Annotated in this window: 20 protein-coding genes; 7 read left to right on the forward strand and 13 right to left on the reverse strand. The window is 45.1% G+C overall.

Translation table 11 applies throughout. The features are described 5' to 3' along the window. Positions 1–97: 97 nt before the first annotated feature. On the forward strand, positions 98–1,261 hold the full coding sequence (locus MIC7113_RS23655) for a transporter substrate-binding domain-containing protein (RefSeq protein WP_015184721.1): 1,164 nt from the start codon (positions 98–100) through the stop codon (positions 1,259–1,261). Between the two features lie 260 nt (positions 1,262–1,521). Here the strand turns inward: MIC7113_RS23655 and MIC7113_RS23660 are convergent, their stop codons facing one another. The 7 genes from MIC7113_RS23660 to MIC7113_RS23690 all read right to left on the reverse strand — a co-directional run bounded on the left by MIC7113_RS23660 (position 1,522) and on the right by MIC7113_RS23690 (position 4,915). Further along, positions 1,522–1,971, reverse strand: coding sequence for a hypothetical protein (locus MIC7113_RS23660; RefSeq protein ID WP_015184722.1), 450 nt, complete (start codon positions 1,969–1,971; stop codon positions 1,522–1,524). A 474-nt stretch (positions 1,972–2,445) separates the two neighbouring features. Further along, positions 2,446–2,742 carry a type II toxin-antitoxin system RelE/ParE family toxin gene (locus tag MIC7113_RS23665; protein WP_015184723.1) on the reverse strand — a complete coding sequence of 99 codons (297 nt, stop codon included), beginning with the start codon at positions 2,740–2,742 and terminating at the stop codon, positions 2,446–2,448. Beyond that, a complete protein-coding gene (locus tag MIC7113_RS23670) occupies positions 2,739–2,963 on the reverse strand; it encodes an addiction module protein (protein ID WP_015184724.1) in 225 nt (74 codons plus the stop codon). The genes MIC7113_RS23665 and MIC7113_RS23670 overlap by 4 nt, the downstream gene beginning before the upstream one ends. Before the next feature lie 169 nt (positions 2,964–3,132). Next, entirely contained in the window at positions 3,133–3,387 is a 255-nt protein-coding gene (locus tag MIC7113_RS23675) for a hypothetical protein (RefSeq protein ID WP_015184725.1), read from the reverse strand. Positions 3,388–3,524: 137 nt separating this feature from the next. Beyond that, positions 3,525–4,157, reverse strand: coding sequence for a hypothetical protein (locus tag MIC7113_RS23680; RefSeq protein WP_015184726.1), 633 nt, complete (start codon positions 4,155–4,157; stop codon positions 3,525–3,527). Positions 4,158–4,353: 196 nt separating this feature from the next. After that, entirely contained in the window at positions 4,354–4,596 is a 243-nt protein-coding gene (locus MIC7113_RS23685; RefSeq protein WP_015184727.1) for a hypothetical protein, read from the reverse strand. Beyond that, positions 4,577–4,915 carry a BrnT family toxin gene (locus MIC7113_RS23690; RefSeq protein ID WP_015184728.1) on the reverse strand — a complete coding sequence of 113 codons (339 nt, stop codon included), beginning with the start codon at positions 4,913–4,915 and terminating at the stop codon, positions 4,577–4,579. Before MIC7113_RS23690 ends, MIC7113_RS23685 begins: the two co-directional genes overlap by 20 nt. A gap of 139 nt (positions 4,916–5,054) precedes the next feature. Between MIC7113_RS23690 and MIC7113_RS39320 the strand changes: the two genes are divergently transcribed. From MIC7113_RS39320 to MIC7113_RS23705, 3 genes are all read left to right on the forward strand, one after another. Continuing rightward, positions 5,055–5,450, forward strand: a complete 396-nt coding sequence (locus MIC7113_RS39320) for a DUF2085 domain-containing protein (protein ID WP_081594683.1) — start codon at positions 5,055–5,057, stop codon at positions 5,448–5,450. A gap of 323 nt (positions 5,451–5,773) precedes the next feature. Next, positions 5,774–7,285, forward strand: coding sequence for a threonine ammonia-lyase, biosynthetic (gene ilvA, locus MIC7113_RS23700; RefSeq protein WP_015184730.1), 1,512 nt, complete (start codon positions 5,774–5,776; stop codon positions 7,283–7,285). Between the two features lie 113 nt (positions 7,286–7,398). Then, a complete protein-coding gene (locus MIC7113_RS23705; RefSeq protein ID WP_015184731.1) occupies positions 7,399–8,013 on the forward strand; it encodes a hypothetical protein in 615 nt (204 codons plus the stop codon). A gap of 169 nt (positions 8,014–8,182) precedes the next feature. Here MIC7113_RS23705 and MIC7113_RS23710 read toward each other — a convergent pair whose 3' ends face one another. The 3 genes from MIC7113_RS23710 to MIC7113_RS23720 form a co-directional block, all read right to left on the reverse strand. After that, the gene (locus MIC7113_RS23710) at positions 8,183–9,913 is read right to left on the reverse strand and encodes a diflavin flavoprotein (RefSeq protein ID WP_015184732.1); all 1,731 of its coding nucleotides are present in this window, start codon (positions 9,911–9,913) and stop codon (positions 8,183–8,185) included. An 83-nt stretch (positions 9,914–9,996) separates the two neighbouring features. Beyond that, the gene (locus tag MIC7113_RS23715) at positions 9,997–10,584 is read right to left on the reverse strand and encodes a phosphate-starvation-inducible PsiE family protein (RefSeq protein WP_015184733.1); all 588 of its coding nucleotides are present in this window, start codon (positions 10,582–10,584) and stop codon (positions 9,997–9,999) included. Positions 10,585–10,823: 239 nt separating this feature from the next. Next, complete coding sequence (locus tag MIC7113_RS23720) at positions 10,824–13,145, reverse strand: NACHT domain-containing protein (RefSeq protein WP_015184734.1); 2,322 nt, start codon at positions 13,143–13,145, stop codon at positions 10,824–10,826. Between the two features lie 225 nt (positions 13,146–13,370). On the opposite strand from MIC7113_RS23720, the gene MIC7113_RS23725 reads away from it, so the two are divergent. Beyond that, positions 13,371–13,607, forward strand: coding sequence for a hypothetical protein (locus MIC7113_RS23725; protein ID WP_015184736.1), 237 nt, complete (start codon positions 13,371–13,373; stop codon positions 13,605–13,607). Between the two features lie 222 nt (positions 13,608–13,829). On the opposite strand, the gene MIC7113_RS23730 is transcribed toward MIC7113_RS23725, so the two are convergent. Beyond that, positions 13,830–14,576, reverse strand: coding sequence for a Uma2 family endonuclease (locus tag MIC7113_RS23730; protein ID WP_015184737.1), 747 nt, complete (start codon positions 14,574–14,576; stop codon positions 13,830–13,832). A gap of 178 nt (positions 14,577–14,754) precedes the next feature. Next, positions 14,755–16,482 (reverse strand): diflavin flavoprotein, encoded by a 1,728-nt coding sequence (locus MIC7113_RS23735; protein WP_015184738.1) that lies wholly within the window; start codon positions 16,480–16,482, stop codon positions 14,755–14,757. A gap of 187 nt (positions 16,483–16,669) precedes the next feature. Between MIC7113_RS23735 and MIC7113_RS23740 the strand changes: the two genes are divergently transcribed. Together MIC7113_RS23740 and MIC7113_RS23745 are read left to right on the forward strand one after the other, a co-directional pair. Continuing rightward, on the forward strand, positions 16,670–16,906 hold the full coding sequence (locus MIC7113_RS23740; protein WP_015184739.1) for a hypothetical protein: 237 nt from the start codon (positions 16,670–16,672) through the stop codon (positions 16,904–16,906). A 415-nt stretch (positions 16,907–17,321) separates the two neighbouring features. Next, a complete protein-coding gene (locus MIC7113_RS23745) occupies positions 17,322–17,702 on the forward strand; it encodes a circadian clock KaiB family protein (protein WP_015184741.1) in 381 nt (126 codons plus the stop codon). A gap of 221 nt (positions 17,703–17,923) precedes the next feature. Here MIC7113_RS23745 and MIC7113_RS34280 read toward each other — a convergent pair whose 3' ends face one another. Further along, on the reverse strand, positions 17,924–20,251 hold the full coding sequence (locus tag MIC7113_RS34280; protein WP_015184742.1) for a DUF4347 domain-containing protein: 2,328 nt from the start codon (positions 20,249–20,251) through the stop codon (positions 17,924–17,926). Between the last annotated feature and the right edge of the window lie 566 nt (positions 20,252–20,817).

The raw sequence follows: 20,817 nt of genomic DNA on the forward strand, positions 1-20,817 counted from the left end.
TTCAGGTAATGCTCACTTAACCCCAAAAAGTAGATGTAGTTGAGTGTGTCATGGCTGGCATGACGCAGAAGTTTTAGGATTTTAAGATTCCCTGATAATGAACCGACGAGTAATAGGCGGATTTCTGGCTACACTTTGCTTTATCTTGATAGCAAGATTCCCATCACTTCCTCTAACTCCTGCCCAAGCTCAACAAACACCAGCTCCGAGACAAGAAGCAGCTGAACAAACTAAGGATGCTACGAGTCAGGCACCGACAACAGAAAGTTCGCCGTTAAGGGTTGGGGTATACCAAACTCCACCCTTTGCGATCAAAAACGGTAATGACTGGGATGGCATTGGAGTGCATCTTTGGCGGAAAGTGGCACGGGATCTAAATCTCGACTACCTATTGCAAGAGGTTGACCAGGATAAAGCAATTGACCGGGTGCAGGATGGTACGGTGGATATTGCGATTACTGCGATCGCTACCCCATCTGATGAAGAGCGCGTTGACTTTACTCACAGCTACTACACGACATCACTTGGCGTTGCGGAACGCCCAGAGCGTAGCCTGCTAGAGATTGTCACAGCTATACTGTCCCCGCGTTTTTTACAAATCGCTCTATGGCTCTCAGTAATTTTTATGATTATTGGGGTACTGGCATGGGCGTTTGAACGTAACACAAACGATCAATTTGAGAAGAATCCTGTACGCGGTATTTGGACAGGATTTTGGTGGGCTGGTGTTACCATGTCTACAATTGGCTATGGTGATAAAACCCCTAAAACGGTTCCAGGACGGATTTTAGCGCTGCTTTGGATGTTGGTGGCGATGGGCATTACGGCTACCCTCACTGCATCCATTACATCAGTCATAGCGGTAGATTCACCCCTAGAAGCTGTCCAGTCTCCTCAGGATTGGTGGCAAATGAATGTTGGCAGCGTACCCGACACGGAGAGTGCCCAATATCTGCAACAGGAGGGCATTCAATTTCAGTCGTTTTCGGCACCGCTTGATGGATTGCGGGCGGTGCAAAATGGCGATGTTGATATCTTTGTCTACAGTGCGGCTCCACTGCGTTACCTGAATCGCGAGTCGTTGAAAGGAACCCTTAACGTTCAAGCAACAGATATGCAGGCACGCCGATATGCGTTCGCGCTTCCAGAAGAGCATGAACTTTATGATGCTTTCAACCAAAAGATTCTGCAAGAAACGGATGAGTCAGACTGGCGAGATTTGATTGATCGATATATACCTGAGCCGAAAAAAAAGCAATAAGCAATAGCCTGCCAGTTATTCATAACCTCTCTTGCACAAAGTCGATTTTTGCCTTCGCCTTGGATCAGGGTATGAGTGCTGAGGCAGGAATTCTAGTATGGATATGGAGTGCTACGAATCACACAAAACAAAATACAGTTTTTCCCACAATCCAGTCCAGAACAATTACAAAAGTCAATCAATGTACATCGATCCTTCAGGTTCAGTTAGATACAATGAAGGAAATAATGTACATTGACTTTTAAGCGAGTATCTATTCTCTAGTTGCTAAAAACATCTTTGATGTTATCAACAACGCTTTCAACAGCATTCTTTGTATTGTCTACTGCTTTCTCCGTGCGAGCTGCATCTTCATCTGCTCTTTTCTCAATTCGATCCCTATCTCTCTTTGCTTTGCCCTCAAGGAAACTACCATTGTCATCCGTTGCTTCGTCAACGCGAGCGGCATTTTTATTTGCAGTTTCCTTAACTTTCTCTTTCGTATCTTCGATGAAATTTTTGGCTCGTCCAGCATCAATACTTGCTTTTCCTTTAACCTGATCGCTCGTGCCTGCCGATGCGATCAAGTTTGCAGTAGGAGTAGCCATTGCTGAGGTGTTCGAGAAAAACGCACCTTGCCAAACCAAGGTGACTGCTGACAGACAAAACACAGTTGTAGCTATCCATCGCCCTACAATGGAAAGCCGTTTCGTAAAATAATTCAGTTTCATTGAATACAGTCTTGATGAGATTTATCATTCTATTTCTACATCATCTGGTTCATGGGTCATATCGTTCCCCAGAGAGGTTCTTTCGTCATCAGTGCTTGAACGAATTCACTATTTTGATAGATTGAATACAGCGACTATGGTGCGTAATATCTTATCTGAAGTATAAAACCACACTATACGGAGAGTTTGAAGCCAGGATTTGAGTTCTTTTGTCAGGAGCGCTCAAGCACCTACTACAAACATGCTTTTATTAAGGGTAATCAACCGGAGATCATATAAGTAGTAATTGCTATAATGATGCCGGTGTTCAAATAAGATATTTTAGAAAGATCGAGAAAAGCTGGAAAAAACCCTAGATGGAGATCGCTCTTATTAGCTGGGTTTAATTAAGAGAGTACTCGCCCTCACCCTACACTAATAAAGAAGTGCGATCTGCTTGGCAGCAGCTTTCGTCCGTTCATTGCAACAGGGTTGTTAGGTTCGTGCCTGCCAAGATTTTGGATCTCGCCGACTGTGAAAAATTGCTGTCACAATCACCCGACTCGATACAATCCGATAATATACAGCGTAGGGAAAGCGTCGCACCACCGCCCGTCGCACATCACGATATACCACTGCATAGGACTCTGGCATTTGACCAATTCGATTTAGCATCTCGTCCACACAGTCCAAAAACTCGTCACCAAGCCCCTGCTGTTGGCTCTCATACCAACTGTACGCCTCATCGAGTTCGTCACGAACTTCCGGACGAAATACTAGTGCATAATTCATCGCCGTCTCTTAATCGATGCTTTGATCTCCTCCCAAGTCAGTATATTGTCTGGATTCATCTCATAGTCATCGATCCGATCGTCAAGTTCCCGCTTTTGTGAATCTGTCAAATCAGGGTAAGCTTGCTCGGCTGCAATACTGTCCCAGATTGCTTGCACAAGACGAATTCTATCTTCAATGCTGAGGGCTGCAATTTCATTCAACGTAGCTGTGATGTCCATGCTGAGCAACTTATATGGAAGAGTCGGCGGTATACCTCAAATATAGCGGACAGGGTTTTGCCTATGATGCGATAGCGCTTTGGACACTGGTAAAGTGCGATCGCTCTCTCAGTTGAGCGTGTTCAGGTTGAGCAGAGTAGATGATGATGTTGCTATCAAGAAGCACGTTTTATCGTCCTGGAAGTGAACGATCCTGACGGATTTCTTGCTGCCAAACAACTGGATCGACATCCGTTAGTGGTTGACAAGCACTAAGTTTTTCTAATATCTCAGCCATCTTACGCCCGCGTGACTTTGCCTCTAAGTCGGGTTCGTTCTCAAGAAGTGTAACGTGGACTTGGATAAGTCGATTCCCAAATTCAGGTATCTCATCGATCCACTCTAGACGGCTTCCTTTCAACCAAGCCCTGAATGTCTTTAGCATTGTTAGATCAAAATGGTTTTTTGGCTAACTTCAAATTTACCTGATGATAGCTTGAGGGCTAGATGACAAAGACCAACTTAAAGATGTCGGGTTGCCTTCGTCAACCTAACCTACGACGATGAGCGATCGCACTAAAATTAATTGCGTAAATCGGAAGGATCTAGTTCTTCAACAACTCGTTGCAAGCGTTTTATGACATCCGAATCAGGTAATTTACTAAGTTGGCGTTTAGGTTGTAGACACTGAATTAACTCCTGACGTTCTCTGCGAATTCGGATACTACGACCGGTTGCAGGGCGTTGAGCCAGAACGTTGCCCAATTCAATCTGCTGCCCTTCTAAAACAATCGTTAATTTGCCAAAGATTCGCTCATGGTTAGTCAAGACAATATCTAAAAAATCAATAGCATTACCAATCAAGATCGGGTTTGCTCCACGATAACCATGAATAAGTCGATGCCGCAGTGCCTCAATATCATCCAAGTTTTTCCAGACACGGCCAAGCATTCCTCGCTGTTCAGCTAATTCTATACCTGTTATTTTCTTAAAGCATCCTCTGTAAGTACTCTGGTTTGAAATTCCTTTCGCGCCAATTGCACAGTAAGCATCATCGATACTCCAACCACACAGGCGAGTTGCTATTGCCAGCATTCTTGTACGGTATGCTTCCCACGTAATCCAGTACAGAGCAAATGTATGAATACCGTTTGGAAATTGTTCGCGTGCCGTACTTGCTTGTCCCAAAAGATAGTGAATTTCGCATGGCTTCATATCTGTGTTTGTTAGATACTCACATTTTTTCTAGTTCGTTAGTGATAGCCCCCAACTATGACTAAACCTTGACAACTGACGAGATGAGGATTGCCTCCAGACTAGCGAAGATATACAGTCCGTCTTTTCCTTCAAGCTGCGGGGTGCTTACAACAAGATAGCGCAACTACCAACTGCTAGAGCGATCGCACAACAGTTAGACGGTTTCACCACTACTTGCTTGAGGCATCGCTTCAATGAGTGCCCGAAGCACCTTGTTTACTGACTCCGGTGTTGAGAAAACCTCGGCAACATCCTCATCCAAAACAACAACTGTTAACTTTGGCTTTTCACTTCGATTGGCAAAGCGGTTAGGTTTTGCTTTTTTGTAATCAAAGCCGTACTCTGGCAAAAGCTCATCTTCAGAGTTGGAAGGTTGTTCAAAAGGCGTTTTGTTCATAATCTTCACGTTCCCTACGAGTGGCGAGACGGGCACTAATGATACGAATTGCATTGGGACGTTCAGTATAGCTAACTAGCAGCAACCGATTGTTTCGAGAGTGACCGATAATAATTTCCCGATGCTCATCTACTGAATGCTCCTCATCATCAAAGATTAGGGCAAGTGGATTATCGAAAACTGTCTTTGCTTCTTCAAAACTCACACCATGCTTTTTTTGGTTAGTAGCTGCCTTGGTTTCGTCCCATTCAAACTCCATGCCCAGACTGTAATGTTCTACATAGTTTTCCTGAACAGTACAAACAATATCACTTGGCATCAGTTATGAGCAAAGACCTTGGGTTTCCTTGCTCCTAGGGAACCGCTACGCTAACGTCAACTTAACCTACGGTGATGGGGATCACCATTATGATGTGTGATAGCATACGGACGCAATCAAAAAATATTAGTTCATTCCTATGAACCGTGGACAAAGACTTAGCTTGAAGCATCTCTGGGAAGAGTTATTAATCAAGATATTTGTTGACAATATACTTTTATATAAATTTGTTAAATGCCATAGATTAAGTTCACGCTCATTCTTTGTGAGGAATCGTCAGTTTCATGTCTGTGCTAGATGTACAGGTTTGATAGTGGGATACACAGTATCGCCTATATTTTTATTGTTCAGTGAATTCGCATCTAAGCTGTTTGTAGTATTCTGTACAGCACTTGCTATAGATGGGGTTACACAACTACTAGGCTGGAGATACTCAAATAATAAACTAAGGTTTGCCACTGGTTTTATGACAGGTGCAACTTCACTCTCATTTCTATGGTTTATTATTCGTCACCTCGCTCTAAAGTTACGTTAATGTAGCCATCTGTTGATCCAGCACAAAACGCAAGCGGAAGACACAGAACAGCTAGGCAGCAAGCATTTCCTCCTTTGAACTTTCCATGTGTAATCGTTTCACTTGCTACTCTCCACCCCTGACCCCCATAAGTTTGTAGTGCTTGCAACTTCTCAGCTTGGCCCTTGGCATTGTTCGGGAATTGCAAATTTGTATATTCTTTCGGCATTAATACTCTTGATCTTCAAATCACCATCTACTAACTTCATAACTTCCACAGAACAGACACGCCAGTAAAGTAAAATTTTCTTAACACTCCACATCTGCTCACCCCCCTTCACCCCATGCTCTGCGACTACCTGGTACAAATCCTGACGGCTCGTGTCTACGATGTCGCCCAAGAAACGCCCCTAGAATACGCCCCAAACCTATCTGCACGCCTCAATAACAAACTCCTGCTCAAGCGGGAGGATATGCAATCCGTCTTTTCCTTCAAGCTGCGGGGTGCTTACAACAAGATGGCGCAACTGCCGCCGGATTTGCTAGCACAGGGTGTCATTGCCGCATCTGCCGGGAACCATGCCCAAGGAGTCGCCCTTGCTGCCCGTCAGCTAGGAACGCAAGCCATTATCGTCATGCCCGTAACCACACCCCAGGTTAAGGTAGACGCCGTTAAAGCCCGTGGGGGAGAGGTGGTGTTGCATGGGGATACCTACGATGATGCCTATGCGTATGCCCGTCAACTGGAAGCAGACAAGGGATTAACCTTCATTCACCCCTTTGACGATCCGCATGTGATTGCCGGACAGGGAACGATTGGGATGGAAATTCTACGACAATACCAGCAACCCATCCATGCCATTTTTGTGGCAATTGGTGGTGGCGGATTAATCTCTGGGATTGGGGCATATGTGAAACGGTTGCGTCCCGAAATCAAGATTATTGGCGTTGAACCCGTCGATGCTGATGCTATGTCTCAATCCCTCAAAGCAGGGAAACGGGTACGCTTGTCGAATGTGGGTTTATTTGCCGATGGGGTTGCGGTGCGGGAAGTGGGGGAAGAAACCTTCCGCCTGTGTCAGCAGTATGTGGATGAAATCATTTTGGTGGATACGGATGACACCTGTGCCGCGATAAAAGACGTGTTTGAGGATACGCGATCAATTTTAGAACCCGCCGGAGCACTTGCGATCGCAGCCGCTAAAGCCTACACCGAACGGGAACAAATCCAAGGCCAAACCTTAATTGCTGTTGCCTGCGGTGCTAACATGAACTTCGATCGCCTCCGCTTTGTCGCAGAACGAGCCGAGTTTGGCGAACGCCGCGAAGCTATTTTTGCCGTCACGATACCCGAAGAACCAGGCAGTTTGCGTAAGTTCTGTGACTGTATGGGCAAGCGCAACCTCACAGAGTTTAACTATCGTATTGCGGATCAAAAAGAAGCCCATATTTTTGTCGGTGTGCAAATTCAAAATCGTGCTGACGCCGCAAAAATGGTTGCATCTTTTGAAGCTTGTGGATTCAAAACTCTGGATTTAACCGATGATGAACTGACGAAAATGCATCTGCGGCACATGGTAGGTGGACATTCTCCTCTTGCCAACCATGAATTGCTCTATCGGTTTGAGTTTCCTGAACGTCCAGGGGCATTAATGAAGTTTGTCGGTTCTATGAGTCCTAATTGGAATATTAGTCTGTTTCACTACCGCAACAATGGGGCAGATTATGGGCGAATTGTGGTGGGAATGCAAGTACCCCCCCATGAGATGGAACAGTGGCAGGCATTTCTTGATACGCTGGGTTATCGTTATTGGGATGAAAACAAGAATCCGGCGTATAAGTTGTTTTTGGGGTAGGAACGATACAATTTTGGCAGAGTGGCAAGGATACCAAATCCAAAGCGATGACCACATAAATTCAGTTCTTGATATGACTCCTCGATATACCCGTTAAGTGCGAGGTAACCACAATGAACCGCCCAAAAATTCTCCGTCCAGAGGAGAGTTATACCTTTGCTAAATATTTCGAGCTTGCCTACGATATTGAGGATATATTAGCGGATTTAGATTGTCGCTTTGAGCGCACGTTGTTAACTCTTCCCAAAACAGATCAGGTAATTCCAGAAATCAACGAACTACGTCAGCAAATTCTAGACGGAATACAGTATGTCAGTATAACAAGCGAACAAGCACGACGGGAATTTTTGATTGCACCGATTATCCGGCAAATTTGCCGTCAAACTCACCAGCGAGTCCGTGTTGAATATCCGATTACTGTCAATGACTGGCTCAAGGGTACATTGGATTATTATTTTCCAGATTTGCTGGTGATTGAAGCAAAGCGAGATAATCTTGATAATGGTTTCACTCAACTCGCCGTTGAACTGATTGCCTTGGATCAATGGACAAACTCTGATACACCCATTCTTTATGGGGCTGTTACCACTGGGAATGATTGGCGGTTTGGTGAATTTCACCGACAACAACGACAAATTATTCAGGATCTCAAGCTGTATCGCGTTCCGGAAGAGTTAGAGCTATTGATCGGTATTCTCATTGGTTTACTCAGTAAAGAATCAGGGTAGGGTGATTTCATTACAGGTAGATGCTACACCTTCTGACATCTTGCACCACTCTCAATAAACCCGATATCCCGCCCGGAACTTAAGTTCCGGGCTAATAGCTTAAGTCCATTGAAATGGACTGAAATCCTTTTGTCCAAAGTCCAAGATGTCGAGCGGTTTGAGCACGACCTCAGTAATGACTGCCCGATTTGCGGTGATGCACTGCCGTCATCCCCGTAGACTGTATCACCTTACCATTGTCAACAACCGCATAAACCAGCCAGTGGTCGCCGCAATCCATCCGACTCTTAACCGTGCATTCCAAATAGGCGAGGGCGTCATTGATAATCGGACAGCCATTTTCAGCGTCCTGCGTATCTAAACCCGCAAAACGGTCTTCCCCCGGAGCAAAAGGTTTGAGGAAGTGCCGCCTCACGTTCATCCCTTCCTTCAAAATATTCAAGACAAATTTATCTCCCGTATGAGTCAGAGACTCCACCGCCCGATCCTTTGCGATCGCAACAGTCAAACCAGGGGGATTAAAACTCGCTTGCGTCACCCAGGATGCCAGCATGGCGCTACTCACCTCGCCGCGCTTGGCAGCTAACACGCAAACAGAACCGACAACTTGCCCCACTGCTTGTGCGGTACGGTCAATTTGGGAGTTACTAACCGGTTGCGAGGGAGTGCGGAATTTCTTGGACTTTTTCAACGACTGAGCAAAATCCGTTCCCGATTCTTTGCACTGTTGCAGGGTGAGATCATCGGGTTTGAACTTGACCCGAATCGTATCAAAGCCGAGGCGATAACCCGCATCTTGGAGTTTGCTTTCAATCTCATCAACCGCTTCCCCACTCCAGCCATAAGAACCAAACACACCCGCTAACTTGGTTTTGGCAGCAGTGGAGAGGACAGTCCCCAAGGCGGTTTGGACTTGGGTCGGCATGTGTCCCCCTAGAGTAGGAGAACCGATGATAAAGCCATCGCATTTTTGCACGGCGGCTTCAATTTCTGCCGGATCGGTGAATTCACAGTTAATGGTTTCTACACCGACACCTGCTTTGGTAATGCCTTTTGCGATCGCTTGCGCCAGCGTTGCCGTATTCCCGTAAGCGGATGCATAAATTAGCGCTACTGTCAAGTCTTGCTCTTTCTGCTGCTGGCTCCACGTCCGATAGTCGTGGGTGAGTCGGCTGAGGCTGTAGCGTACAATTGAGCCGTGACCAGGAGCATACATCTTGGCTGAGAAAGCCGCCAATTTATCAAGGGCGACTTCCACCTGCCGGGATTGAGAGGCGTGCAGGCAATCATAGTAAAAGCGTCGGTCTTCATCTAACGCTTTCCAGTTATCATCGAAAACTTCATCAGCGCAGACATGGCAACCAAAGAGTTTATCGGTAAACAGGATACGAGTAGCTGGGTCATAGGTGCAAAGTCCATCCGGCCAGCGTGGGGTGGGAACGGAGATAAATTGGAGTTGATGAGAGTTACCCAAGTATAAGGTGTCTTCCGCCCTGGGTAGCCAAATTTTTAATAAGTTCTGGTACTCTCTTAGGGCACTTTGCAATGCGATCGCACCCGGTTTAGAGCAAACAAATGTAACTTGTGGCGCTAACTCTAGCAACGCTTTGATCGTCACCATCCGGTTTGGGTTGACGTGACCCAAAATTACATAATCCAACTGCTGCAACTCTAAAGACTCTTGCATTTGGTGCAGGAAAGTCTCGGTAAACGACTCACCCGGCGGGTCGATAAGGGCAGTTTTATCGGCTTTAATGAGATAGGAATTGGCAGTGGTGCCGCGTTGTAGGGAGTATTCGACTTCAAATTTGAGTCTGTCCCAAGTGCGCGATCGCAAAATAGTAGTATCGGCAGCAGCGATCAAGGCGACTTGAACATCGCGAGGTTTAATATCCAGCATGGCTTTAATCCTCTAGTTGATAGTTTGTAACTGGTTAAATGATGGAGTTCGAGTACATTTTCCCAACCCTCAAGTCCACCGTTTCAATCTTGATGCCCCGAACCGTTCGTCCCGTTTGCAATAAGAGAAGTAAGGGGTTGAGAATTTAGATTAGTTGCCGTTTCAATGGCGTTAGATGAGTTATCTGTTGCTAGGAGATTATTCCTGATTGACAATCGTTTTTCAGGGTCAACTCCTTTAAAAGTTGGTGGAAGCCAAACTCGAACCACAAGCAAGGCTGCCATCACCAGCAAGAACGCACAGGCGGCTAAAATTTGAATCCAGGATGTTTCTAGAACTCCCCGCACGATAACTTCTCGGAGAACGGAAACAATGGATACTTCTACGGCTACTCCTATCGAAACTCGCTGCTCTTGTAAGTAAATGATCAGCAGTCGGAATAGCTCAACTAAAATCAACAAAAATAGGATATCTGAAGTAACACCTGGAAAATCAAGTGGAGGCAACAGCTCAAAAAACATCTCTCGTAGCTGGATTGCCATCAAGGCGAATAGAGCGATACACAGGGAAACTACAAATAAGTCTTGGATGGTTTCCAGTATGCGGACGATGCGATTCCGCTTCAACCATTCGTAGCCATTACTTGGCGGGTTCGTCAAAGCTTTCTGCATTTGGGATTCCTCTAACCTGTGTCACTGGAATCCAGTTTACATTCTCTCTGCTTATAAATTAAGTGGTTATTTATTAAATTTTCTAATCAAATTTATCAGCGTTAATGCGAGGGTTCTCATCCACTCTTTTGCAACTCACCGTGATGGACGATTAACTCGAATCAATGTACCTGGGTGCGATCGCTCTCTAAAATATTTCTATTCAGATTCATAGGTTATTCATCTCCGACATCCGCTACTTACATCTGTTGCTGACGCTTCTTAATCTCATCAATAGGTAATAACAAAGTCTCCTCAATTTCCTTTTTTACCTCATCACTAACCTTACAACCGCTATTGAGGCAATCTACTAGCAACTGATTAGCATCGTAATACCGCTGAAAGAGTTTATTGTCCTCTTCACTTAACTGCAAGTCATGACCAATATCGCAATGCTCAATCATTACATTTATTAATCTTTTAATCCAAGCACTACCGTTAGTTTGCCACCAATTCTTAAATAAATATTCATCTTCTAAATGATAAGGAAACTGGTCTTGTAGTTTTTTTAACGATCTCTGTAGTTCAGGATAAAAATTAAGGGAAGTATAAGGAGAGGGAAGATAGCCATGAGCAAGGTCATAGTCAAGGGAAAGCTCAGGAGAAAAAGCATAGTTGTAAGCAAGTTTATAGTCATGAGCGAGGGACTGATCAATCGTAAGGGCTAGATTATCATCAAAGAAACTAGCAAGGCTATCTTGGTGGCTAAGGTTAAGAGTAAACTGATGATTGAGAGAGCGAGCAAGAGCGAAATAGAAAGCTCGAAGTGCTGCTAGCTTGTAGCTAACATTAACTGAACTACATTTCTTACTTATCCATACCAATAAATTCTCAATCTTCTCATTCTCAGTTACAATTAAATCAACTTTCTGTTTCATACATAACAATAAATCATTGGCGTTTTTTCTCATCTCAATTACTATCAAAAATATTTGTCGCCAGTGTTTTTCGCTGATGTAGCCAACCAAACATTGCCAATCAGCGCGATCGCAAAACCATTTAGCTGTGAAATACTCTTGAAACGTCAGGTGAGAAAAGGAGTAAATTTCTGGTGCTCTTTCTATCAATAACCCATGCTGCACCTCAATTGACTTAAGGACAGCCCTGCTATCTCTTTGCAAGCTGTCTATTTGTGCATGAGGTAATGTAAGGAAGTAGTCAGCAATATATTTCTCAATTTCCTCTTGTTTAAAGAAGTAGCGGTTTTCCTCAAAAGCAACCTTAGCCACATGGGTTAGAAGCGATTTCCTGCCTTCTAAGTCCAGCTTCCCATAAACTTCATCGCGTTCAATGCCCCTTTCAGCGTCCCATTGTTCTAACAGGATATTTATCCCTCGTTGATAAAGTTCTGAGCGGTTTTTAGAGAACTCTCCTAGATTATTCTTAAAAATCAAGCAGGTAAGATTGAGTAAAATCGGCGTTACCGCTAAGTCACGGATGCGCTTATGTTCTGCTAAGCCTAACTTTTCAATAAATTCCTTCGCTCTAGTTTCTCCTGCTTGCTTGTTATTCTTGGCTTCCGCCACAAACCACTTGTTAGCAAATATCTCAATTTGCGGTTGTTCAAAATCTGCCACTATGACTTGTGTAAATTTTAAATCACTGAAGTTGTAGTCTAGGGCATTAGTCCGACAGGTGATAATTATCGAGTTCTTGCGATACTTGCAAAATTCACGAATACGTCTCAGAACTAACTTGCTAAAATCTTTTGGCACTTCATCCAAGCCATCGAGCAGTATCAATGCTCTCCCCTGAGTGATTATTGTTTCAGTTGCCTGTGGTTGCTCAACTCCCTCTGTATGAAATAGATGCTCGATGTAGTTTAGTAAGCTTAATTCTGAATGATTCCTGATTTCGTCAGTAAACTCACTCAGCCTGAGAAAAATTGGCACTCGGTTGGCTTGTAGCTCACCTTTGTTACATTGAGTTGCTACATAGTAAAGATATGTTGTTTTGCCCGAACCGGGTGCGCCCAAGCACATCACTTTGCACCCATCTGTAACTATCTCTAATCCTGGGACTCGTTCACCATGCACTTTGCCTAAGTAAAAGCTTTTAGGGTCATCAGCAATAGGGTCAAAACCTTGCATTCGCTCAGAGATATTAAGGGAGCGTAGCTTCGGAATGTCTTCCAGAATGTAGACATCAGTGTAGAGATCGTCAATTGGAACTTGCCGATTGAGCAACTGCATTTCGCCGCAGTCATATTGAATTTTGTCCCGGTAGAGCGATCGCACCTCCCGCACCAATTCATCAATATCAGAACCTTTGTCCTGCTTTCGTTTCTCTCGTTTGACTGTAATAAGGTCTCCCTCTTCCCAAGTCAAACCGAGGAATGAACCTATCCTGTCAGCAGTGGAACGTGTAATAGGTTCGCCCTTGAAAAACTTGGTACGCTGCTGACTGCTCAATTTACGGTTGCGTGACGTCACTATCTCCAGCAGTTTTGACTCCGCCCATCCCTCACGGGTGAGAACTTCCCTCGCTTTCCGAATCGCTTGTTCAGATGCTCGAACATCCATGTCCCGCTCTCAAACCTGATCGCACTCTAAATATTAAATATTTATTAAGAAAATTTTGAGTTCAGTTTTGGTATGAATTCAAACGAACTCAAATCACATTCTACTTACTCAACACTAAACTCAAATCAACTCAAATCACAACTCAAATCAGTTCAAATTATTGCTCCACAAGGGCTTCAGGCTTTGAGTGTCATGCTGTTGGAAGTTCACTAGGAGCAAAATTTCATGAAAACTCTCACACCAAAACAGCCAGCTTCAGAACAGAATGAAAAGCGGTTGCAACCGACTCAACCCAGTAACTCGAAACTTAAATCCAGAAAGACTCGCAAGTGGCTTAAATTCGTTGAATTTGGCGTCGTTGGCTGTGCCACCTGGCTAAACCCTAACGCCGGATTTCTCATTTTCCTCTTGAAACTCTGCTTTCAAATCTTGGAACTGCTTCAAGACGAGCGAGAGCGGTAGTAATTGGACTCACATCTTGGGTTTGACGCGCTCACCCACCAGGGGTTAAAACCCCTGGCTCATAGCTCAAGTCCTCGCTCAGAGGACTATACAGAGATTTCAGTCCACTTTAGTTGACTTTATATATTAGCCCGGAGTTTGAACTCCGGGCGGGTGAGTGCGTTTTACCGAGAATGTTGCAAAAAATGAATGGAGCGATCGCCTTTCTTCCCAGCCTAATTATTACTCCTGAGCGATCGCTTGCACCTCTTCTACAGATAACCCCAGCGCTTCGGCAACCTGCTCAACACTCAACCCCATTCCCAACAACCGAGGGATTGCATCTCGTCTCGCTTGCTCTGCTTGGTCAGCGCGTTGCCGTTCTTCCTCAGCGCGTTGCCGTTCTTCCTCAAACCGTTGGGCAATCTCCACATAAGTCAGAAAACACTCTCCGTCAGGGCGATAAAACTCCAAATTCTCCTGTGACCAAGTAAACCGAATTCCTAATCGAGGACTGAGCCAATCCGCCATCTGAGGAATGATATCTAACCCATCCTCAGTACGCAACCAACCTCGTAACCGATTCCTGTCCGGATCGTAAATATAGTACTCTTCCACGCCGTAGCGCTCGTAGAACAGCAACTTCCTCTCCATCTCATCCTGTGTATTGCTTGGAGAGAGGATTTCAAACACTACCTGCGGCGCAATGTCCCCCTCGTTCCATTGTTGGTAGGAGCCGCGATCGCTTTTAGGTCTACCAAACACTACCATCACATCTGGGGCGTTAACGATATTTGGTTTTCCCTCCACTGGATACCAAAACAAGTCTCCCGCAACAAACACATTTGGGTCATCAGCAAACAACCAGTCTAAGTTCTGCTGAATCACCACAATCCAGCGAAACTGCTTGGTATTATTTGCCATTGGCTTTCCGTCGCTATCAGGATAGATGACCTCTGAGTGAGCCGGTGATTGCAGTTGAGATACCATCTTCCTCAACCTCCGCAAGACTGTCAATACAATGCCTTCACGTTAGCACGATGGAGGAATATCCCAATTGTAGAGACGTGATATCTCGTGTCTCACCTCACGCCCAGAAGTCGGGTAACTTCTGTGAAACCCGACTTCTCAGCCCCCGCTAGTTTGAGGTTTAATTGTGCCTATCTGCTTAGTAATGATTCCCGATTTTACGATGGTGTACCGCCGTTAAAGCATCGGGTTTAGAAACGCGACCCACCGAAACAGTGGCGTAGATCGTCCAGTGGTCGCCACAATCCATGCGGCTTTTGACTTCGCACTCCATATAAGCAAGAGCATCTCCTAGGATGGGAGAACCATTAGTTGCTGGGTAAGTCTTCACACCTGCAAAGCGATCGCTACCGGGGGGGAAGCGCTTGAGGAAGTGCTTCATCAGTCCCTGGTAATTGCCTTCTTCGAGGACGTTGAGAACGAAGCGATCGCCTACATGCAACAATGACTCAATAGCGCGGTCTTTCGACACGGCAACGCTTATCCCCAAAGGTTTGAAGCTAGCTTGTGCCACCCAAGACGCAAACATGGCACTGCTGATATTGCCCTTCTTGGTCGTAAGAATGTACAGTCCGCTACTGAGTCTTCCCAAGGCTTTTTCTAAGTCGGAATCTAAGGCTTTGATTTGCTTGATCGTGCGATCGCGAGTCAACCACTGCCCCAAGTCTGTTCCTGCTTCTTCACACAAATGATAGGTTTCTTCGTGTGGTGCCTCCTTGACCAGAATCGGTGGAAAAGCAGGGTTCAAACCTAAATCTCGGAATTTGTTGACTAGTTGATAAGCCGATTCACTATCCTCAGCGCCAGACTCAAATACACCGAACGATTGCTTGGCATTGGTCGCGGCTAAGATAGTGCCGATCGCGGTTTGAGTTGTAGTTGCTGCGTCTCCTGTAGTCGGTGGGGTACCAATGACCAACCCAGAAGCAATGCTTACCAGTTCTTTCACCTCTTGAGGGTCAGCCGATCGCAAGTCCATCATTTCCACCGCCACACCTGACTTAGTAATGCCGTGAGCGATCGATTGAGAAAGACGATCGCTAAATCCGTAATCGGACAGGTAAAATACAGCAACCGTTGTTTCTGCCTTCGCTTGCTCCTGACTCCACTGACGGTAGCGACCTACCAGTTCGGGTACATTATGATGAAGTAATGGCCCATGACCCGTAGCAATAATTTCAATCTCCGGCAACTCTTTCATCCGCTTCAGCGCAGACAGCACCGAGCGAGCATTTGGCCCCATCAAACAATCGTAGTAATATTTGTAGTCCTCTTCAATTAGATCTAAATCTTCATCAAAGGTGTGGTCGTCGCAATAATGCATCCCAAACGCATCGCAGGTGTAGAGAGTCTGCGTTTTGGCATCAAAGGTGAAGATGGTATCGGGCCAGTGTAAATTGGGGGCAATGACGAATTCCAGAACGTGTTCGTTGCCCAAATCTAAGCGATCGCCATTTTTCACAATCCGCGACTGAAATGGCTGATGCAGCCAATCTTTAAGAAACTGGATGGCGACTTTTGAACCAACAACGGTAATTTGTGGGGCGAGTGCCAGAATATCTTTGACCAATCCACTGTGATCAGGTTCAGTATGGCTAACAATTAGGTAATTTAGTTGAGTTGGGTCAATCAGTCCCGCTAGGGTGTCGAGATACAGTTGGCGAAATTTTTCGTGAGAGGTGTCTACTAAAGCAGTTTGTTCGCCTTGAATCAAGAATGAGTTGTAGGTAGTGCCATTTTGTAAGCCGAATTCAATGTCAAAGCGATCGCGATCCCAGTCCAAAGAGCGAATTGCCGTTGTCCCAGGTGCAATTTCCACAGTCTGCATCGTCAGTCGGCGTTGAACTTTTTCAGCAACAGCTACCATCGGTCGCCTCCTCTTTTACAACTCAATTACTCTGTATTTACACTCATCAAGCTTAGCTATTGCTTTTGGTTTTTGGGTTAGAATTATCTTATGAGTAAATTCAGGATTTTATAGGGTTGGAAATGTTGCAGCGATTCTCCTAGCTCCTTCGGCGCTGCTTCGCCAACGGGAGTGCGAGGAAACCCCAATGAACCGCCCAAAAATTCTCCGTCCAGGAGAGAGTTATACCTTTGCTAAATACTTTGAGCTTGCCTACGATATTGGGGATATATTAGCGGATTTAGATTGTCGCTTTGATCGCACGTTGTTAAATCTTCCCAAAACAGATCAGGTAATTCCAGAACTCAAGGATGTGCGATCGATTACAAGGTACTACCCCAAGGAGCGATTGCCTCTACCACCACCAAACGCGATCGCGACTTAGCTCAGCCATCTTCATGATTACTACCTTCATAGCTAGGCACGATTGTCAATACAGCTAACGACCTTTTAAATCAATCTAACTTTAGGATGAGCTTTCGTAAAATTTCGACTACACCCCAGTCTTGATTCTCTGACTCGAAAAACTACTTATACTAATTTATTAGCTTTTAATCCAAATATCGTGGGCAATAACCTAACCACAGCGGCCCAAAGAAGTGTTGGATTTACTCCCCACTTGAGAAACCTGGTCATACAGAACCCAATTTAATTCCAGGCTGAGAGAAAAGAAATAGAGAGAATGATTCAGCAAGAGGAACTACAGAAACCAACCCAGTTTCAGGAGCAAGTCGAACGGGCAAGGTTCCGCCAGACCGATACTATTGATAATGTGGTCGATTGACGAGGGAGAAAAGTTTATGGCAAGGTACAGCAGTATAGTCATGAAGAATTCAAGAGAAGGAGAAGACATCTCAAGTGGATTCATCACCAATCAGGAAGAAACTTTAGAGCAAAGTTACGTAGATTTAGAATTAGAACAATATAGGTTCCGTCTGTATGTAGCCGGAAATTCACCAAAATCTTTACGTGCCATCCGGAATTTAAAAAAAATCTGCGACGAACATCTTCCAGGACATTACGAAATTGAAATTATTGATATCTATCAGCGACCTGAACTATTAGAACAAGAACAGATTTTTGCAATTCCAACACTGATTAAGAAATTACCACTTCCTTTACAGCGGCTAATCGGCGATATGACCAATACAGAAGAAGTTGTACTTTATTTGGGTCTTTGAGATTGTTAAAACAAGGGGATTTTAGTTTCATTTTCCTGGCACAGCCCTCGCGGTGCAGGTAAAAATGGTACAAAAGAGCGGTTCGTTGTTCTCAACAAGACCGCCCTTCTGACTGTAGGAATACTTAAAGTTTAGGACTTCCGTTCACCACGACAAAGGTTTATATGGTAGATACAGCTAGAATTGGTATTAACCCAATACTAGCCTTAGGTCATACCCTTTTAAACAATTGAAGAGGCCGCAATTTCGGGCAGAATGCTTCCGGTCTGCAATGAAAAGCCTTGATAGTTAACGCCTCCATTAAAGATGTGGGCTTCTGTGGTATTCGTGCCAGTGTTACTCTCCTTGAGACTGATGATGCCGATAGGATTACTAGAAGTGTAATCGTCCATCAGGAAGTCCCAACCAGTCTTCGTCTCTTCTAGGACAGTCTTAGTTTGTAATATGAAAGATTGAAAGTTACTGGCTCCATTTAAGACGTGGACTTCTGTACTTTTTGAACCCGTTTCACTCTTTTTAATACAGAAGAGATCTAGAACACCATCGCGGTTGTAATCGCCCGCCTGGAAGTCAAAATTATCACCCGTTTGCTCTAGGGCTGTCCCAGTTTGCTTGAGCCAAGTTTTATAGTTAGTGGCTCCATTCATGATGTGGATTTCTGTACTTTTTGAACCCGTCTCACTCTTTTTAATGCCGATAAGATCGGTAACGCCATCACGATTGTAATCACCCGCAACAAAGTCCCAGGCATTATCAGTCTCGTGCAGTACCGTTGCGGTTTGCACTACCCAAGTTTGATAGTTAGTGGCTGCATCCATGATGTGGACTTCAGTCTTGCTGCTACCCGTGCTACTCTTTTTGATACTCAAGATATCGGTAGCGGCATCACGGTTGCAATCGCCCGCAACGAAGTCCCACTTAGCATCAGTTTCGTGCAATACCGTTCCGGTTTGCAGTAGCCAAGATTTATAGTTGCTGGCTCGATTCATGATATGGACTTCGGTCTTGGCGGTACCCGTGCCACTCTTCTTGATAGCCACGACATCGGTAGCGTTATCACGGTTATAATCTCTCGTCACAAAATCCCAATTACTACTTTGGGTAGCCCCTGGGTTCTGACCGGGAGTCGGGTTGGCAGGAGTCGGGCTGAAAGTAACAGTTGCTGTTCCAGTTAGGTTGGGGGCAGGGTCATACTCAACTAGGTAACCTTGGATGTCTCCGAAGGTCACAGGGTAATCATTCCACTTACCCTGCTCCTGCGGGAATTGACTATCGGACAGAAAGTGAGCATAGTCTTCATTGCCTCCGTTGTCATTCGGTTCTATAGATGTCCCACCTTGGTACGTTGTTGACCAGTTGTTGTATTGTCCAGGAACGGCACTTCCCGTCTGCCCATTCCCCTGCCAAAATAGAGTACCGGCTTCTGGCCCAGTGACCCAGCGCCATTCTCCCTCAACGGCAGCATCACTTGCTCCCATCCATCCATTACCTTCGAGCTTATTAGCAATAAAGTCGTTCTCCGGCTGTGATGTGATAGTAGCTAGGTATCCTTGGAGACCTAAGTTTGTCCTTGAGGCAGCCGCAGTGCGAGCCTGTTCCCAGGTAAGGTTTCCGCTGACGAACTCATAGTAGTGACCGTTGAATCGGTTGAATAGGGCAGTTCCTAAACTAAACTGTATGTCCCGAGGAGCGGTGGTCGGTGTAGCACTGGTATTTTGATAGGTAACCTGGCGCAGAACTGACTCGTAGGTAGATACAGTAGCTGTACCGAGGAGTTTCATCACACCTGAAGTTGCGTCATAACTCCAGTTAATTCCACTAATCGAGCCGCTTGTCCCCGCCTGACCCGCAATGCTCAAACTTTCCTGTCCAGTGACTTGACCGTTGATCTCTACCGATGCACCGTCTATGGTATCTCCTACATCCGGGTCAGTGATGGTGAGGCTGGAAGCTACGGCTACTGGAGAATTGGTATATTGAGCCGTGCCACCTACACTTAAGATGGGGGGCGTGCCTGTGTTTAATATTCCTTCGTAAGCCGCCATGACTGAAGGTAGAAAGGCTAACAGAGGCGGTTCTTGACCTAGTACGACCTCTAACTCCCAATTTCCACCTAGGGCAGAATTACCAGTAGGAGTTCTGGAAGCTGCAATATTAGCTCCCGTTAGTTGGTGCAACTTCTCAACAAATTCTTCTCCAGCATCCCCAGCCGCGACATAACAACCATAGAGTAGAAGATTCGTCACATTCCACTGTTGCAGTTGAGTCGCGTAGCGGTTGAAAGTATCTAAACTCAGTTGCGTATTACCCAAATACAAACAACCGGGCGCACCGTGGGAAACTAGGTGGACAACACCAACATCCTGACGCTGTTGTAAAACTTGGCTAATCTGCTCAATGCCATCAGCGGCGGCATCCAGAACCAATACTTCGGCTTTAGAAATAACACCATTAACTAATTGCTGGTAATTTCCAACTCCAGCATCAACAAAAACAACTGTAGCGACTTGATTTGAGGTTTTTGGGGTTAAATCTAAGGTAGATTTCATATTCATCCTTCAGAGTTAGTAGTCCAGTTGAACGGGATAAATGTAGATGCATAATCCGAATGAAAAGCACGGCGGCTTTTCATTAAAAATTCCTAAAAAGTCACCAAAAATTCTTACCTAATTGATAGGCATTGCAGGTAGAAATAATTAGGATAGGATAGTGAATTGGGACGTGTAATGGCTCCTACAAAACTGAAATACGCTAGGAATTTATAAGCTGAGCGTTTCAGCTTTAAGGATGTACCTCATTCAGTAGGTGGACATTAATACTTGGTCGTTGAAGCAAGGCAGACCGGAGCTTATACGAGGACAGAAGGCAGAAGACAAGAGGGTTTAGTCTTATAACCTTTGTTGACATACCTTCGTTGGTCAAAGTCGAACTATAAGTTGGTTATGTACGCTACGACTATAACATCTATCTTTAGGTAGATGCCAAGAGCCATACACTTACTACATGTACATAAATCTTTCGTAAATTATTTTTTTTGAAGAGAAAATTACGACCGACAAAGCGTTGCTCATTTATCCTGACAAAGGCGGAAACCTCTTCAGTCACACAGATGTCG

Source organism: Allocoleopsis franciscana PCC 7113, from assembly GCF_000317515.1.
Classification (GTDB): Bacteria; Cyanobacteriota; Cyanobacteriia; order Cyanobacteriales; family Coleofasciculaceae; genus Allocoleopsis; species Allocoleopsis franciscana.

Bases quoted from the DNA above. Each gene is read 5' to 3' on its own strand.
- MIC7113_RS23655 (WP_015184721.1), top strand. From the start codon at position 98: ATGAACCGACGAGTAATAGGCGGATTTCTGGCTACACTTTGCTTTATC.
- MIC7113_RS23660 (WP_015184722.1), bottom strand. From the start codon at position 1,971: ATGAAACTGAATTATTTTACGAAACGGCTTTCCATTGTAGGGCGATGG.
- MIC7113_RS23665 (WP_015184723.1), bottom strand. From the start codon at position 2,742: ATGAATTATGCACTAGTATTTCGTCCGGAAGTTCGTGACGAACTCGAT.
- MIC7113_RS23670 (WP_015184724.1), bottom strand. From the start codon at position 2,963: ATGGACATCACAGCTACGTTGAATGAAATTGCAGCCCTCAGCATTGAA.
- MIC7113_RS23675 (WP_015184725.1), bottom strand. From the start codon at position 3,387: ATGCTAAAGACATTCAGGGCTTGGTTGAAAGGAAGCCGTCTAGAGTGG.
- MIC7113_RS23680 (WP_015184726.1), bottom strand. From the start codon at position 4,157: ATGAAGCCATGCGAAATTCACTATCTTTTGGGACAAGCAAGTACGGCA.
- MIC7113_RS23685 (WP_015184727.1), bottom strand. From the start codon at position 4,596: ATGAACAAAACGCCTTTTGAACAACCTTCCAACTCTGAAGATGAGCTT.
- MIC7113_RS23690 (WP_015184728.1), bottom strand. From the start codon at position 4,915: ATGCCAAGTGATATTGTTTGTACTGTTCAGGAAAACTATGTAGAACAT.
- MIC7113_RS39320 (WP_081594683.1), top strand. From the start codon at position 5,055: ATGAACCGTGGACAAAGACTTAGCTTGAAGCATCTCTGGGAAGAGTTA.
- ilvA (WP_015184730.1), top strand. From the start codon at position 5,774: ATGCTCTGCGACTACCTGGTACAAATCCTGACGGCTCGTGTCTACGAT.
- MIC7113_RS23705 (WP_015184731.1), top strand. From the start codon at position 7,399: ATGAACCGCCCAAAAATTCTCCGTCCAGAGGAGAGTTATACCTTTGCT.
- MIC7113_RS23710 (WP_015184732.1), bottom strand. From the start codon at position 9,913: ATGCTGGATATTAAACCTCGCGATGTTCAAGTCGCCTTGATCGCTGCT.
- MIC7113_RS23715 (WP_015184733.1), bottom strand. From the start codon at position 10,584: ATGCAGAAAGCTTTGACGAACCCGCCAAGTAATGGCTACGAATGGTTG.
- MIC7113_RS23720 (WP_015184734.1), bottom strand. From the start codon at position 13,145: ATGGATGTTCGAGCATCTGAACAAGCGATTCGGAAAGCGAGGGAAGTT.
- MIC7113_RS23725 (WP_015184736.1), top strand. From the start codon at position 13,371: ATGAAAACTCTCACACCAAAACAGCCAGCTTCAGAACAGAATGAAAAG.
- MIC7113_RS23730 (WP_015184737.1), bottom strand. From the start codon at position 14,576: ATGGTATCTCAACTGCAATCACCGGCTCACTCAGAGGTCATCTATCCT.
- MIC7113_RS23735 (WP_015184738.1), bottom strand. From the start codon at position 16,482: ATGGTAGCTGTTGCTGAAAAAGTTCAACGCCGACTGACGATGCAGACT.
- MIC7113_RS23740 (WP_015184739.1), top strand. From the start codon at position 16,670: ATGAACCGCCCAAAAATTCTCCGTCCAGGAGAGAGTTATACCTTTGCT.
- MIC7113_RS23745 (WP_015184741.1), top strand. From the start codon at position 17,322: ATGGCAAGGTACAGCAGTATAGTCATGAAGAATTCAAGAGAAGGAGAA.
- MIC7113_RS34280 (WP_015184742.1), bottom strand. From the start codon at position 20,251: ATGAAATCTACCTTAGATTTAACCCCAAAAACCTCAAATCAAGTCGCT.